This window comes from Bacillus cereus group sp. BfR-BA-01356 (genome assembly GCF_022663635.1).
GTDB lineage: Bacteria > Bacillota > Bacilli > Bacillales > Bacillaceae_G > Bacillus_A > Bacillus_A cereus.
Map to the genome: position 1 here is coordinate 14,670 of NZ_JAKUFX010000070.1, position 15,265 is coordinate 29,934.

Consider the following 15,265-nt stretch of genomic DNA (forward strand, 5'->3'; position numbering starts at 1 on the left):
TCCTTCATTTTCACAACAAAAATAGGGTTCCCCTGGCCAGGAGAACCCTATTATACACCTTATTTTTATATTGGTAAATTATAGCATAAATAAGTTTTTTTGTCAAGTTTTCAGCCTACTAACGCTCCAATAATTTGTGTAATCTCTAGCAGGAAGATTTCGATCTACACCGAATATTCCAGTTCATAACAATACAAATGGAGGGCGTCATGAAAAGATTAGTCATCATTACAGTTGGAAAAACACACAGTGGAAAAACTACATTTGCAAGAGCATTAGAAAAAGAGTTACCCCACTCTTTCGTTATGGATCAAGATAATCAAGCTGAATTTATTAACACGCATTATGAAAAATTACAGCCGGCTGAAGGTGCTAATACATTTAAGCACAGTCTTTCAAAATTCATTGTTGATTATGCGAAAGAACATACAAATTTACACCTTATTATTTGTAATTCCAATCGCAGTAAAAACGGAAGATTCTATTTACTAAACGAATTATTTCCACAGAATGAATATGTACGCATATTAGTTCATTTTGACATTCCAGATGATGTACTTTACGAAAGAGTGGCTCGAAGCACGCGAAGTACGAATATTTTTAGAGGTGGATATTCTAGTTTCAAAGAAGTACTTGATCGACAACAAACTGAATCACTTCACGATAATGTGGTAGATCCTGTAGAAAACGAGGCTGATTATTTGTTTGTTATTCGCAATAATAAAGATGTAAGCTTTACTATAGAAGAAATTGTTCATCTAGCTAAAGGTTTATCCCCTACCCTAAATAAGAGATTATAAAAATTACATAATCATAGATTATTATGCAAATCCTTCCTCTAAGCGCCTAACATAGTATATAATAATAAGATAATCTACTTCTATATGCTCATTTTTACACAAAACAGTTCATGCATATGAAAGAAAAGAGGTACAAAAATATGAAAACAAAACAAACAATCGCTGCGTCTACACTAGCTTTAGCAATGATTGCTGGCGCGAACCCTGCTCATGCGGAAGTAAATGATGCTACTCCTCAGCAAAGTACGGGAGATCGATTAGCTGAAATTAAGCAACATAAACAAGAGTTAGATGCGAAATTGCAGCAACACAAAGAAAACGTGGATCAAACATTGAATGAACTTAACAAGGTTAAGGAAAATGTTGATACGAAGGTGAATGAACTACATGAACGTAAACAAGTTGCTGATGAAAAAATTAACGAGATTAAACAACATAAACAAGAGTTAGATGCAAAACTTCAGCAAGACAAACAAATCGCCGAAGATAAAATCGCTGAAATTAAAGAGCATAAAAAACAAGTGGAAGATAAAGTTGCTGAAGTAAAAGAGCATAAGCAAAATATCGATAACAAAGTGAATGAGATTAAAGAACATAAACAAACTGTCGATGAAAAAGTGAATGAAATGAAGCAACATAAAGAGAACATTGATCAAAAGGTTAATGAACTTAAGGAAGTTAAAAAACAAGTAGATGAAAAATTAGCTGAGTTAAAAAAAGCGAAACAAACTGCTGAAGACAAACTCGCTGAACTAAAAGAAAACAAGCCGAATACTGGTAACACGTTAGAGGAACTTAAGAAAATTAAAGGCAATTTAGACAGTCTTTCTGCTAACTTAGAACTAGCTAAACAAGATGTAAAAAACAAACTAGCTGAATTACAAAAGGCTAGAGAAGATTTACTAAATAAAATTAACGAAATTAAACAATCGAAACAAACTGTTTCAGACGATTTAACAAAGAAAAAACAAGACTTAGATATTAAAATTAACGACTTTAAGCATACTGAGAAAAAAATTGACGACAAATTAGCTGAGTTACATACAACGAAGCAAAATGTTGATAACAAGATTAATGAAGTATCACAGTCTAAACAAACGCAAGCAGATAATGGTACTAAAAACAATAACGCTAAAGAACTTCCTAACGCTGGTAGCGAGCAATCAAACAATATGGCTCTAGGAATGCTATCTGTATTAGGCGGGATTTTATTAGTAACACGCAATAAAATTAAAACCTTATTCTCAAAATGAAGCCATTATACTTATTAAAAACAATGATACAAAGGCCAACCGCATGTACGGTTGGCCTTTTTCTTTATATTAACTGTCCATCTCTCAGCGTCAATATACGATCACATACATCAAGCATTCTTTCATCATGTGTAATCATAATCGCTGCTTTTTGGCTCTCTTTCACTTCACGTTTCATCATTTCAACAACTTCACGTGCGCGTTTTGAGTCTAAGCTTGCCGTTGGCTCATCCGCTAATATTAAATCTGGGTTGTTCATGAACGCACGAGCAATTGCTACCCTTTGTTTTTCCCCGCCAGATAGTTGATTTGGATAATGATTTTTTCTTTCTCCTAATCCAAATGCCGCTAATAAATGATCCGCACGCTTTTCTGATTCTTGTTTACTTTCTTTTTTTAGCTTTGCAATATAAAGCAATTGTTCTTTCACATTTAAATATGGAACAAGATTTGCAAACTGGAAAATGAAGCCGATTTTTTTCAAACGAATGTCTGTCATTTCCTTTTCTGATAGCTTCGTAATATTTTGCTCACGAATGTAAATATCCCCTTTTGACGGTGATAATAGTGCACCCGCGATTGATAATAATGTACTTTTCCCTGATCCAGAAGGACCGACGATTCCGATAAACTCTCCAGCTTTCACATCAAGCGACATCGGATGAAGGGCTGTTACTTCCGTATTCCCTTCTCCGTACACTTTACTTACTTTGTCTAATTTCAATAATGAAGTCATTACATCCCGCCTCCAATTGCTTCTAATGCATCAACTTTTAATACTTGGTATAACGAAATAAGTGTTCCTAAAATACTAATTACGATAAAGATTGCTGCGTATTGTGCAATCATCGGTGTTGTTAATAAGAACGGCATACCCGCTGGTAAAATTTGTTCTAACCCTTGTACAAGAACAATACTAATTACCATCGCAACGACTGATAAGAATAACGCCTGTACGACTAAGCTATTTGCTAAATATGAGTTCTTTGTACCAATTGCTTTTAATACACCTAATTGCTGTGTTTTTTGTAGTGTAATAACATAGAAGAATACACCAATTAATAACGCAGCGATCACAAGTAAGAACGCAATGATCATCGTTAATGTTCCTTGCTCTTCTTTAAATCCTGGAATACTTTGCAGTACTTCTTTTTTATCGATAACGTGAGCATTTTTAATTTCTTTATCTGTGTTAAGTGCAATTGCACTATAATCTTTTTGGTTTGGTTGTGAAATAGATCCCCATACATCTTCATTTACATAAACGACTGGTGTATGGCTAAACATTTGATCTTTCGTAAATCCGACGATTGTAAATTCTTTCTTTGAAACAGGATCGATAATTGTATCTCCAATATCGATTCCCTTCTCTTTAATCGATTCATCAGCAACCATCTCGTTGTTTGCTGTACCTAATTTCTCACCTTTTACAATGTTCGGTTCTAAAAATGAATCTCGTTCGCTTGAGAAAATAGCGATATCAACCTTTTTCGAACTATCTTTCTTTTCATATGTTGAAACTTTCACACGAAACGGAACTGCCTCTTTGTCACCTACTTGATTTACTACGTTATCTACATCGTCTTTCTTAATTTGTGAACGAAGTAATTTATTTTCCGCATCATCTGCTAAAACGAACTTATTTGCCTCCATATTTTGAATCGATGAAGCATTATCATATGATAATCCATTTGCTAATCCTGAAATAACAAGGACTAAAAATGATAATAACACCATAATCAATCCGATTAATCCGTATCGTAATTTTGATTGTTTTAATTCACGCAGAGCTAAAAACATTTCGCTCGCTCCTTCCTCTTTCTTTCTATGCACTTATCATAAAAAAGAAATATGAACGGAATATGAACAGAAGATTACAGAGGGTAAGATTTAATTTTCAGAAAGTATTGAAAATAATTGAAATCCTTGATACAATTCAGTCAAATAATCTTGACCGAGTAATTTCATTTAAGGAGTTGATCATTTTGAAGCCCGTATTAACACTAACTACTTATAGCCAACTAAAAGCATTAAGCGATCCACTACGTGCCGAAATGATGATACGTCTATGCGAACGTCCTTATACTGGACAATTACTATCTGAGAAATTCGGCATTTCAAGGGCGAAAATTCATTATCATTTAAAAGAATTAGAAAAGAATGGTCTTATAGAGATCGTTTATACAGAGGAAAAGAATGGGATTATTCAAAAGTTTTATCAATCTGTCGCGAAAGGCTTCACCCCTGCTACAGATCTATTACCTCATTTAGAGATAGTAAGCGAATCAGGTCGCCAAATCTTTTTACAAATGATAGAAAGAACGAAAAGCCAAATTCTCGCTGCACCAGAAGAAGCTTTTACATTACGAAATGCAAGTGAAGATCCAGCTAAGTGGAATTACGTTTCATCCTGCTGGGAATTTGATGCTACGCCAGAACAATTTCAAGTGTGGGTAAAAAAGTTTTATGAATTAATGGCTGAATTAAACGAAATTACAAAAGGTGCAGATAAAGATCCGAATAGTAAACCTTATTATATTTCTACTACTGCACTTCAAATCGCTGAGAGAACAATGCAGCAATTTATTAAAAAAGAAGAAAAATCGTAATACGATTTTTTTTACATAAACGGTCAAATTTATTTTACCGAATAAATTTATTATAAAGGAGTAGATAAAGTGGACATATTAAAAAACCGGAATTTCCTCTTATTATTTTTAGGAAGAATTTTCACCAACATAGGAGATAGTTTGTATTATGTAGCCGCGATGTGGCTCGTATACAAATTAAGTGGTAATCCTTTTTATTCTGGATTGGCTGGTTCCCTTACATTATTACCTTCTGCATTACAATTTCTTACTGGTCCATTCGTTGATAGATGGTCCATTAAAAACACCCTCGTCATTACACAAGTTCTGCAATGCATTCTTATTTTAATCATTCCTATTACACACTACTTCGACCTACTAACAGTCCACCTACTACTCATCATCATGCCTATCGTAGCCTTTATTGAACAATTCGCCTATCCCGCACAATCAAAAGCTTTACCACTTCTACTGCATAAAACACAATTATTAAAAGGAAATTCACTCTTCTCATTTGCATATCAAGGCATTGATTTAATTTGTACGACGCTTTCTGGAATATTAGTAGCACTATTTGGCGCGATCACTTTATATGTAATTGACTCTTTCACATTCGCAATTACTGCCCTTTTGTTCGTTTCATTGAAAATACCAAAGCAAACCGAAACGGGCACATCACTTTCAACTAAACAATATTTCTCTGATTTAAAAGAAGGTTTTTCAATTGTCTTCCGTTCCTTAATGGGCGTATTCTTAATCGGTTCCGTTGTCGCTAATTTTTCAATCGGTATGACGATGGCAATACTCCCTTCTTTCGCTGATTCTTTAGGCGGTGTAAAATTATATGGTTTCTTTTTAGCCGCTATATCCGCCGGTTGTTTAATTGGAGCACTATTCAGTTCATGGGTTGGTAAACATAATGTTGGCCGTGTCTCCATTATTAGCTTTGCGACTGGCGCTTTCTTTTGGTTTCTCTCTACAGTTATACCGTTTCAATGGTTATCCATTTTTTTATTCGGCTTAGCTTGGATACCAATTGGTGCGACCAACATATTATTTGCGACTATTGGTCAAATTGTAATTCCAAACCAATATCTTGGGCGTATCAATTCAGTCACACGAAGCATGGGCACAATTGCTATGCCACTCGGCTCTTTAATTGGCGGATACACTGCGAATGTATATAGTAGCCAACTCATTTTCGCGCTTGCTAGCATCGGGATTTTATTCATTTCCCTCGTATGGCTACTTCATCCGAAATTACGGGCTTTTCCAAAAGCTGATGAAATTACAGCGGATACTTTTGAGCTTCAGTTTAAAGAAGAGTGCGGGAAAGGTGCGGCTTTATAACAGAACAAACATAACCCCGTTCTAAATTGGGGACGGGGTTAAAAATATAATTATTTCATTTTGGATGTAAAATACTTCACTAAAAATATACCAATGAAGTCGTTTGAATATCTAAAATTTATTCAACAATAGCACCAACTAAAAGGTTCCGTTAACGCTTTGATGGCCATGCCCCCTGCATTTTCCTTAATTGAATAATTTGGCCTGTATGATAAGCATCATGAAGCATGATGTCCAGTAATTTACCTTCAAGTGAATTTTGTTCAAGCTCTCTTTCAGAAATTGCACTTAATACCTGTCTTAAATTACGCTGAGCATTTTCAGAGCGTTCAACGACTTCCTTCCATTCCGTATCATTATTAGATTGCTTAGTAAGATAAAAGGTGTCATTACCGTCAAGATTATGTGTCCATTCACGTCCTTCCAAGTTTGCAGCAAGTCTTTCTTTGTAATAAGTGAGATGATTAACATTCTCCCAAATGGTATTCGTTGTCTCTCCAGCTGGTTTCCACATAGCCTGTTCAGCTGTAAGTCCTTCTATAGCATGTTTAAACGGTGCATACCAACTCTCTTTATCGAATGTTGAATCTAGTTTATTTAATAACAAGTCAATTCGTTTCAAAATAATTTCCTCCCTACACAGTTCAAGTTTTAATACACTCCCTCTAACTCTGTAGAGATTCTACATTTTTAAATAAACTTCCTCCTAATCCCACTCCATAAACTCATCCGATTATGCAATTAAAATGACTCATATTTTTTCATTTCACACGTATACTAGCAACAAAAAAGAAGAGGCTATTTTCAAACAGCCTCTTCCATCTATTTAGGAAGTTCCACCCGTACAGTCGTCCCTTCCCCTTTCGTGCTATAAACTGAAACAGTTCCGTTATGCAGTTCAACAATCTTCTGCACAATCGACAATCCTAAACCGCTACCTTCTACGTTTCTTGCCCTTGCTGTATCTACTTTGTAAAAACGATCAAAAATACGATCCATTTCTTCTTTTTCCATACCAATTCCGTTATCCGATATAGAGATAATGACACTAGACTCTAACTCTTCGACAAAAAACTCAATCGTTCCACCATCGTTTGAAAACTTGATGCTATTCGTGAAAATGTTACTCCATACTTGATGAAGTAAGTTTTCATCACCTTTTATAGTGATATCTGGCACATCAAATTCAACGGCAATATCTTTCTCGCGCCATTTCCACTCAAGCATAAAAATGACGTCTTTAATTTGCTTCTGCAAATTGAATTCTTTTATTTGTAAAACTTTCTCTTCTTTATCTAATGAAGCGAGCGTCAGTAACTGTTTACATAAACTAGACATTCGCTTACTTTCCCCCTCAATAATTTGTAAGTAATGGTTTCTTTCTTCCTCACTCATCTTTTCTGTTTGCAATGTTTTCGAAAAACCTTGTATAGAAGAAAGCGGCGACTGGAATTCATGTGAAACGTTCGAAACAAATTCTTGTCTCATTTCATCTAGTTCTTTAATACTCTTCGTCATCTTTTGGAAGCTTGTAGATAACGTTCCTATTTCATCTTTTCGTTTTACATCTAATTCAATTTCATATTCCCCACTCGCAATTTTTTGCGTAGCCTTCGTAAATTTACGAATTGGGCGAACGATGTAACCTGCTGCAATCACTATAAAGATAATGCTTAATAGTACGATAAACCCAAGTAATACCGCTAAGAAAATTCGCATCTCGCCAAATTGGTTCTGAATGTCAGGACGAATAAATAACGCGTACTGTTTATCACCGTGCTTTACCGGTACACCGACACTATTTATTAATTCATTATCGAAAAAACCGGTAATAAAGAGACGCGTTGGATACGTAGAAACACCATTAAACGTTTCCCCTTGCAATACTTTATGAACAGTAGCATCGCTAATAGACGTCTTACGAAACGCATTGCCGATACGCTTTCCATTCTTTTGATCATCTACAATATAAATTTCATACCCTAACTTCGCAATAGATTGTAAGTACGCCTCTTGATTTTCTTCACTTTGCTTTTCATATAATGACTTAACTTCTTCCGCATACTTTAAAATCTTTTCACTGTTATACGGTTTTAACTTCACTTGATAATATACGTTCGTTAATAAAAAGCCGATAATACTACTAAGTAGCATAATACCGACCGTCATAAATACAAATCTAGAATATAGTGATTTCATTTTATTTCAGCTCCAACTTATATCCGAGTCCGCGTACTGTCGTAATTTGAAAATCATCCGTTCGTTTTGAGAAACGATCTCGGAGCCTTTTCACATGAACATCAACTGTTCGTTCATCCCCTTCAAAATCCATTCCCCATACTAGTTCAATTAACTCTTCTCTTGAAAATGTTCTTCCAGGATAACTAGCAAGTTGTGATAATAGCTCAAATTCCTTTAAAGGAAGCAAAATTGTTTGACCGTTACACTTTACTTCCACACCTTTTCGATTAATTGTCGTTCCGTGCAACGTAATAATATCTGCACTCAGCATTTGATAACGACGTAATAAAGCTTTCATACGGAAAATGACTTCAGCTGGCTCAAATGGTTTTACGATATAATCGTCTGTACCAGAAATGAATCCTTTTTCTTTATCCACTAACTGGTCTTTCGCAGTTAATAAAATAACGGGAATATCATGATACTTCCGAATTTCTTCACATAACGTATAACCATCAACAAACGGCATCATAATGTCTACAATCGCAAGATGAATGTTTTCCTTCTCTAATACGTCTTGCGCTACCTTTCCATCTTCCGCCTCAAAAACTTTAAACCCCTCTTTTTGTAAATGATAATGCAATAACTCTCTAATATGTTTATCGTCATCAGCTAATAAAATATGTATCATCTTCATTAAACCCTCTCTCGTTCATCCTGCTACATCACTACATTAAGAAACAATTGGATTTTTTGCAAGAAAAAGAAAAGGATTCCTTAGAAGATACTCTTGTTATCATTGTGGTCAGCTGCTTTATTACTCTTATAACTTGGTGATGTTGTACTCTGGTGTACGAATAAGTGATCTATTACTTTTTTAGTAAGTGGCATAAAGAAATTCAGTAATAGCCCACCTAAACAAACAGTTAATATAGTCCCAACACCAATTGGTCCATGTAAAATCGTTGCCATTATTAAGAATATAAGGTAAATACATGTTCGTGATATAAAGATATTCATTCTAGTTAATTCTTGTATGATTAAAGTTAATCGATCAATTGGAATGGGAGCAAAATTTGTTTGTAAATATATTGCAGTTCCTAATCCTGTAATAACTAATCCGATTCCAAAATAAATCATTTTACTGTACCATATTTCAGGTGTAATTAAATTGCGTAATAAAAATAGCCACACATCAATACCAATACCCGTTATGAATGCTGTTAACAACCCTAGTATCTCTGGTCTATGTCTTTTTAAAATTGAGTTACAACATATTAATAATAAAGCTATTATTATTTCCCAGCTTCCCACAGTAAGTCCCACATTTAAAGAAAGTCCTACTAAAAGCGCATCAAAAGGTGACGTTCCAAGATCTGATTGTATTGTGAAAGAAATACCAAGGGTTAATATTAAAATTCCTAATACATAAAAAACATACTTCATTTTAATCAACCTCTTCATCGTTATTTTTGTTGCATTTACAATAAAAATGTTTTATATTAAATGTAACTTCAAATTGTTGCATTTGCAATAAAAATAAAAGATAAGGAGTTCATTATGAAAGAAATTCTTCGTGAAATTGGCATGATTGCAAGGGCATTAGATTCTATTAGTAATATAGAATTTAAAGAATATGAGCTTACAAAAGGTCAGTATTTGTACCTTGTGCGAATATGTGAAAACCCAGGAATCATTCAAGAAAAGCTATCTGAGATGATAAAAGTAGATCGTACAACCGCAGCCCGTGCTATCAAAAAGCTTGAACTCAATGGATTTATCGAAAAGAAAGAAGATGAATCTAACAAGAAAATCAAAAAACTTTTCCCAACAGAAAAAGGGAAAAACGTCTATCCTTTTATTAAAAGAGAAAACGATTATTCAAATACTGTTGCATTAGAGGGATTTTCGGAAACAGAAGCGGAAACTATTTCTAACCTTCTTCAAAGAGTAAGAAAAAATATAGAAAAAGATTGGGAATTTGTAAAAAAGGGAAATAAGAGAGATTATTGATTATATAAAGGAGCGAACTATTAATATGACTACACATATAGAAAAGTGCACCCTTAAAGATATACACAAACTTCAAGAAATTAGTTATGAAACATTTAATGAAACTTTTAAACATCAAAATTCACCCGAAAATATGCATCATTATTTGGAAAAGGCATTTAACTTAAAGCAATTAGAAAAAGAATTATCCAATAACTCTTCTCAATTCTTTTTTGTCTACTTCAACGATGAAATTGCTGGGTATCTGAAGATCAATACTGATGATGCTCAGTCTGAAGAAATGGGCGATGAATCACTTGAAGTCGAGAGAATTTATATAAAGAGCTCCTTTCAAAAACATGGTCTTGGTAAACACCTACTAAATAATGCTATTGAAATTGCAATAGCAAATAATAAAAAGAATATTTGGCTAGGCGTATGGGAAAAAAATGAAAATGCTATTGCTTTTTATAAGAACTTAGGTTTTGTACAAGCTGGCTCTCACTCCTTTTATATGGGCGATGACGAACAAGTTGACCTTATCATGATCAAAACACTCATATAACTTTTTTGAGAGGTGGGCTATTATGTATATTCCAAAGTATTTTAAAGTCACAAATGTTGATGAAATTTGGGATTTTGTTCAAAAAAACTCTTTTGGAACAATCGTCACAACAAAAAAAGAGAAACCAATCGCAACTCATTTGCCTTTTGGGTTAACTAAACAAGGTGATGATTATTTTATTACTGGACATATGGCTTATGGGAACCCCCAGTGGAGAACATTTGAAACCTGTGAGGATGTTCTTATAATGTTTCAGGGACCGCACTCTTATATCTCTTCTTCTTGGTATGAAAATGAAGAAGTTCCAACATGGAATTATCAAGCTGTCCATATATATGGTAAAGCAAGTATTTTAGATAAAGAGGAATTAATAGATGAATTAACAACAATGCTGAAAAAATATGAAGAGCATCGTGAAAATCCAGTATTATGGGATAAACTTTCCCCTACTCTCTTAGAAAATGAACTGAAAGGTATAGTTGGATTTAAGGTTAAGGTGGGAGACATCCAGGCTGCATATAAATTAAGTCAAAATCGAAATGAGACGGATTATATTAACATTATTGAGAAATTGTACGATGAAGAAAATCCAGATGCAAAACAAATGGCGAAACTCATGGGGAGTAGATTAAAAAATCACATATAATCCATCGTTATTCAACTCTCACATTTCAAAATTAAAGAACAGACTGGAGCGCTTTATCGGCGGTTTTCTTTAGAACGTAAAAGATTGAACTGAAAGTGACTGGCGTTTAATTAAAAAAGAATCTATTTTGAAAACAGATGATTCAAAATAGATTCTTACGTTTTAGTATTAAGATTATTTTAATCAAAAACAATTTCTAAGCCTTCGAAATATCAACAAATCCTTCTCCGAACACATCACGAACATCGTGTATAGCGATGAACGCAGCTGGATCTGTAGTTTGAACAATCCGCTTTAGCTTCACTACTTCTTGCTTATTAATAACAACATAAAGAATTTCCTTCGGAGTTTTCGTGTAATAGCCATGACCTGAATACACAGTAACCCCTCTACCCATTAAAGTCGTCACCTTCCCAGCAATTTCATCTGGTTTATCAGAAATAATCGTGATGGCCTTTTTCGGATTTAAACCTTCAATTACAAATTCCATTACTTTCGTTCCTACATATAACATAATAATTGTCAGCATCAGTTTTTCTGCACCAATGATGAAATAAGATGAAAACGCAACGATTAAATCGAAGAACAGTAGACCATAGCTAATACTCCAGCCTAAATACTTATGCGTCATTCTTGCTAAAATCGTAGTACCTGCAGTTGTTCCGCCAACACGAATGATTAGACCAATACCACACCCAATAAATATTCCACCGAAAATGGCATTTACGAGCATTTCATCAGAAGCAATCGTCCAGCCTTCTGTTAAATGAAGAAATAGCGAGTTGGTCACTACAGCAATAATCGTATAAATCGTTGTAATCTTATTTAAAAATTTATAACCGACTATTAACAAAATCGCATTTAAAATTAAGTTAACTAAACCTGGTGACCACTCAAATAAATAGTACGTAATAATCGTGATACCTGTTACCCCGCCCTCACCAAACTCGTTCGGAATAACAAATAAATTGACACCTAACGCAAAAAGAAATGCACCGATAATAATAAAAATAATGTCTGTCGTTCTTTTTTTCATACAGTACCTCACTTCTTATGTAAATATTTATTCTGCCATAAACTCTCACTATTATATCGTGGAATATTCAAATCGAACAGTGGTTTGTTTTTATTTTAATATAGGATAAAAAATCAACATTATTTATTATGTACTGCAAATAAAGTTTTGATTTCACCCGTAATTTACTCTTAAAAAGAAATGCTGAACATTGACTTGCACAAATTTCAAATAAAAAAGTACCCATCTAATTGTCATACGCAATGAGAATTAGATGGGTACTGCATGATACATTTAGTTTTTACATGTATTGTTTGGAGAAAATTGCAAATAACGACCTATACTCGCCTTATTAAGACCAAATCCATACATCATCATTATTTTCAGTGTTCGTCTTTGCTTCATGAACTCTTTCGATATGATCAACTGTGTTCCAGTTAATAGAACTTCCGCCCCAGCCTACATACTTCATATCAATTTTTACTTTCTCACCCGTATTAAATACTTGTCCCTTTGTTAAGAAAACATCAATAATAACTTTCTTCCCATTTAGCGATGGATATTCAACTACGACATATTTAGTAGCACCGTCTCCCTCATCTTCCATCGTTCCTACTTTTGCTACTTCTCCAATTACATAATCAGGTGAGCCATCTTCTTTCATATGCATACCTAACTTGTTTGTTGTATTTTCAACTGCAGTTGCAACCATATATTCTGTAAAATTACGCATCATAGATCCAGTAGCTTTTACTTCATCTCCTACTTTAACGTTTGAAAGTGAATCAATATACACACTAACAGGTTCCTCATATTGCTGAGATTTTACAACAATTACACCGTTATCTACTTCTACTACTCGTCCTTCTAACGTCGAGAAGTTTGATTCAATAGAAGCTGCACTCGCTTTTGTTAGTTCTAATCCTGGTACATTTGTTCCTGATAATGCAGCGATTCCTAAAGCACCTGCTAAAATTATTTTTTTCATACCCATTATGAAACATCTCCATTCATGATGATTTTATTTTTGATTGGATACGACCAACCTGTAACTATTATAGTTACAGTATATAAAAAATAGCAACCCTCTTTCTCATGCAATGATGCATACTGTACTTTTTAAATATAAAGCAAGAGGGCTTTAATTTAATTCAAAGCTAAAATAACCTTATGACCACGGTATAAAGAAATTAAGATCTACTTTCGGTCCTAAGGTTAATGAATAGCTTTATAAAAACTCAATCAAAATCTATTCAACTAGTTGAAAAATGAACCATGTCGAATTTTATTTTCATAAAATTCAAATTTCAAGGATGTTTTACAAAATATTACACAGAATTATTCGTATATCGTAATATAATTGTATTTTTTTACGATTCATTTCATTTTATCTACCACGTTTAGACAAAATGAAATAAAACAATAAAAAGGAGAGAGATAGATTGAAAAGAAAAATTAGTACAGCTGTTGTAGGGTTATCAGTGTTTAGCTTTGGTCTTTTTGGTGTAAATATTGGGGATGGGGGCGTTGTAAAAGCAGAGCATGGCGATGTTCCTGCTCCAAAACTAGAGACACATGCTGATCTAAGCTCTAAATTAGATTCACATGGCGACACTTGGGCTCCTTCTTATACAAATACTCATGGGGAAGGAATGGCTCTTAAAAAAGAGAGTCACGCTGACTTCTTTGCTCCTACGTTAGAAGCGCATGGTAATACTGGCGCTCCTGCTTTAAATGTTGGTGATACTCCTGCTCCAAAATTAGATTCCCGTGACGATACTGGCGGCGCTCCTGCTTTAAACATCGGCGACACTGGTGGAGCTCCTAAACAAGAAGGGCATACACATTTCCCTGCTCCGAAAGTTGAATCTCATGGCAATACTGGCGGCGCCCCTGCTAATTCTGAACATAGTACAGGTTGGTAAGTTAACAAAATTAAAATCTATTTAGATTACCATTTTCATATACTTACAAGGAAACCATTCGATGTAACAAATATTATGTATATACATGATTTCTATTGTGATACATTCTAACTAAGAGAAATCTCCAATACATATGTGGTTTTCAAGTCTAAAAAATACACCTATTAATTAGGTGTATTTTTATTTTACCTCTCTATCTACTAATTAAAGAATAATTCCCTAAAAATCAAAAAAAACGAAGAATCTATCTATACTTCGGACACTTAAAGTACCACGAACGTTGCGATTTTTAGGGACAATCCGTATCAAACCTCCCTTTCCTCCCATGCCTAAAGGCGATAGCTTTCTTGTTCAGGAAAAGCTATAACCTCTCCATTCATGATGATTTTATTTTTCGGATTGAATACGACCAACTTATAATCATTACAGTTACAGATTGCAGAAAATATCAACCGTCTTTCTCATACAATGTTGCATACTGTAATTTTCAAATATAAATTGGTTATTCCTATATTCAACACTAAGACTGAATTCTTGAATCCCAGCAGGTAAACGAATTGATGATGAAGAAACTAATGTCATACATCATGTTTTTCAATAATACAGTTTGTATAATCGTAGTCCATTACATTCTGTAGCAGCGGAGTTAACATGTTAATAAAACCAAAGAGGTTACAAGCAGAAGATATCGTGGCGACAGTAAGTCCTTCATGGGGAAGCGCAGGTGATTCTGAGATAAGATAACGATATGACAGAGCTTAAATAAATAAAAACACTCCTATAAGATATGACTGTGAATTAGTACTTTTTAAATGATATGGAGATTACTTATCTAATGATAAAGACCTGCGGTAGTATGTCAACTGAAAAATAATATCTTTTGAAGTTATCAAAGGACAAATTGCTTAAAAAAGACATCACGAAACTAGACCAGTATTTTATGTAAAATA

General features: G+C 34.1%; 16 protein-coding genes. 8 read left to right on the forward strand and 8 right to left on the reverse strand.

What is annotated here, in order from left to right:
• The first annotated feature begins 209 nt into the window (after positions 1–209).
• Both MR168_RS20800 and MR168_RS20805 read left to right on the forward strand, forming a co-directional pair.
• Positions 210–800 (forward strand): AAA family ATPase, encoded by a 591-nt coding sequence (locus MR168_RS20800; protein WP_086412421.1) that lies wholly within the window; start codon positions 210–212, stop codon positions 798–800.
• A gap of 140 nt (positions 801–940) precedes the next feature.
• The gene (locus MR168_RS20805; RefSeq protein WP_086412420.1) at positions 941–2,053 is read left to right on the forward strand and encodes an LPXTG cell wall anchor domain-containing protein; all 1,113 of its coding nucleotides are present in this window, start codon (positions 941–943) and stop codon (positions 2,051–2,053) included.
• Between the two features lie 64 nt (positions 2,054–2,117).
• Here MR168_RS20805 and MR168_RS20810 read toward each other — a convergent pair whose 3' ends face one another.
• Together MR168_RS20810 and MR168_RS20815 are read right to left on the reverse strand one after the other, a co-directional pair.
• Complete coding sequence (locus tag MR168_RS20810; protein ID WP_000202606.1) at positions 2,118–2,789, reverse strand: ABC transporter ATP-binding protein; 672 nt, start codon at positions 2,787–2,789, stop codon at positions 2,118–2,120.
• On the reverse strand, positions 2,789–3,853 hold the full coding sequence (locus MR168_RS20815) for an ABC transporter permease (protein ID WP_006922800.1): 1,065 nt from the start codon (positions 3,851–3,853) through the stop codon (positions 2,789–2,791). The genes MR168_RS20810 and MR168_RS20815 overlap by 1 nt, the downstream gene beginning before the upstream one ends.
• Positions 3,854–4,038: 185 nt before the next feature.
• Between MR168_RS20815 and MR168_RS20820 the strand changes: the two genes are divergently transcribed.
• Positions 4,039–4,662: an ArsR/SmtB family transcription factor gene (locus MR168_RS20820; protein ID WP_000805790.1), complete on the forward strand. Its 624-nt coding sequence runs from the start codon at positions 4,039–4,041 to the stop codon at positions 4,660–4,662.
• Positions 4,663–4,731: 69 nt separating this feature from the next.
• Entirely contained in the window at positions 4,732–5,991 is a 1,260-nt protein-coding gene (locus tag MR168_RS20825) for an MFS transporter (RefSeq protein ID WP_086411567.1), read from the forward strand.
• 151 nt (positions 5,992–6,142) lie between these two features.
• On the opposite strand, the gene MR168_RS20830 is transcribed toward MR168_RS20825, so the two are convergent.
• From MR168_RS20830 to MR168_RS20845, 4 genes are all read right to left on the reverse strand, one after another.
• A complete protein-coding gene (locus MR168_RS20830) occupies positions 6,143–6,613 on the reverse strand; it encodes a DinB family protein (RefSeq protein ID WP_000820996.1) in 471 nt (156 codons plus the stop codon).
• Positions 6,614–6,813: 200 nt separating this feature from the next.
• Positions 6,814–8,190, reverse strand: coding sequence for a sensor histidine kinase (locus MR168_RS20835; protein WP_242291471.1), 1,377 nt, complete (start codon positions 8,188–8,190; stop codon positions 6,814–6,816).
• Between the two features lies 1 nt (position 8,191).
• Entirely contained in the window at positions 8,192–8,869 is a 678-nt protein-coding gene (locus MR168_RS20840; RefSeq protein ID WP_086411565.1) for a response regulator transcription factor, read from the reverse strand.
• Between the two features lie 80 nt (positions 8,870–8,949).
• On the reverse strand, positions 8,950–9,618 hold the full coding sequence (locus MR168_RS20845; protein WP_086411564.1) for a YczE/YyaS/YitT family protein: 669 nt from the start codon (positions 9,616–9,618) through the stop codon (positions 8,950–8,952).
• Between the two features lie 114 nt (positions 9,619–9,732).
• Here MR168_RS20845 and MR168_RS20850 point away from each other — a divergent pair, with 114 nt between their 5' ends.
• From MR168_RS20850 to paiB, 3 genes are read left to right on the forward strand one after another with little or no spacing between them, the layout of a single operon-like run.
• A complete protein-coding gene (locus tag MR168_RS20850) occupies positions 9,733–10,185 on the forward strand; it encodes a MarR family winged helix-turn-helix transcriptional regulator (RefSeq protein WP_000658990.1) in 453 nt (150 codons plus the stop codon).
• Positions 10,186–10,210: 25 nt separating this feature from the next.
• Positions 10,211–10,729 (forward strand): spermidine/spermine N(1)-acetyltransferase, encoded by a 519-nt coding sequence (gene paiA, locus MR168_RS20855; RefSeq protein WP_000207064.1) that lies wholly within the window; start codon positions 10,211–10,213, stop codon positions 10,727–10,729.
• A gap of 22 nt (positions 10,730–10,751) precedes the next feature.
• Complete coding sequence (gene paiB / locus MR168_RS20860; protein WP_000275824.1) at positions 10,752–11,375, forward strand: protease synthase/sporulation negative transcriptional regulator PaiB; 624 nt, start codon at positions 10,752–10,754, stop codon at positions 11,373–11,375.
• Between the two features lie 196 nt (positions 11,376–11,571).
• Here paiB and MR168_RS20865 read toward each other — a convergent pair whose 3' ends face one another.
• Both MR168_RS20865 and MR168_RS20870 read right to left on the reverse strand, forming a co-directional pair.
• Positions 11,572–12,411, reverse strand: coding sequence for a YitT family protein (locus MR168_RS20865; RefSeq protein ID WP_000747497.1), 840 nt, complete (start codon positions 12,409–12,411; stop codon positions 11,572–11,574).
• A gap of 331 nt (positions 12,412–12,742) precedes the next feature.
• Complete coding sequence (locus MR168_RS20870) at positions 12,743–13,384, reverse strand: F0F1 ATP synthase subunit alpha (RefSeq protein WP_000525491.1); 642 nt, start codon at positions 13,382–13,384, stop codon at positions 12,743–12,745.
• A gap of 448 nt (positions 13,385–13,832) precedes the next feature.
• Here MR168_RS20870 and MR168_RS20875 point away from each other — a divergent pair, with 448 nt between their 5' ends.
• Complete coding sequence (locus MR168_RS20875; RefSeq protein WP_000823364.1) at positions 13,833–14,315, forward strand: hypothetical protein; 483 nt, start codon at positions 13,833–13,835, stop codon at positions 14,313–14,315.
• The last annotated feature ends 950 nt before the right edge of the window (positions 14,316–15,265 follow it).

Coding starts and splice junctions, on each gene's coding strand:
- MR168_RS20800 (WP_086412421.1), top strand. CDS start 210: ATGAAAAGATTAGTCATCATTACAGTTGGAAAAACACACAGTGGAAAA.
- MR168_RS20805 (WP_086412420.1), top strand. CDS start 941: ATGAAAACAAAACAAACAATCGCTGCGTCTACACTAGCTTTAGCAATG.
- MR168_RS20810 (WP_000202606.1), bottom strand. CDS start 2,789: ATGACTTCATTATTGAAATTAGACAAAGTAAGTAAAGTGTACGGAGAA.
- MR168_RS20815 (WP_006922800.1), bottom strand. CDS start 3,853: ATGTTTTTAGCTCTGCGTGAATTAAAACAATCAAAATTACGATACGGA.
- MR168_RS20835 (WP_242291471.1), bottom strand. CDS start 8,190: ATGAAATCACTATATTCTAGATTTGTATTTATGACGGTCGGTATTATG.
- MR168_RS20840 (WP_086411565.1), bottom strand. CDS start 8,869: ATGAAGATGATACATATTTTATTAGCTGATGACGATAAACATATTAGA.
- MR168_RS20845 (WP_086411564.1), bottom strand. CDS start 9,618: ATGAAGTATGTTTTTTATGTATTAGGAATTTTAATATTAACCCTTGGT.
- MR168_RS20850 (WP_000658990.1), top strand. CDS start 9,733: ATGAAAGAAATTCTTCGTGAAATTGGCATGATTGCAAGGGCATTAGAT.
- paiA (WP_000207064.1), top strand. CDS start 10,211: ATGACTACACATATAGAAAAGTGCACCCTTAAAGATATACACAAACTT.
- paiB (WP_000275824.1), top strand. CDS start 10,752: ATGTATATTCCAAAGTATTTTAAAGTCACAAATGTTGATGAAATTTGG.
- MR168_RS20865 (WP_000747497.1), bottom strand. CDS start 12,411: ATGAAAAAAAGAACGACAGACATTATTTTTATTATTATCGGTGCATTT.
- MR168_RS20870 (WP_000525491.1), bottom strand. CDS start 13,384: ATGGGTATGAAAAAAATAATTTTAGCAGGTGCTTTAGGAATCGCTGCA.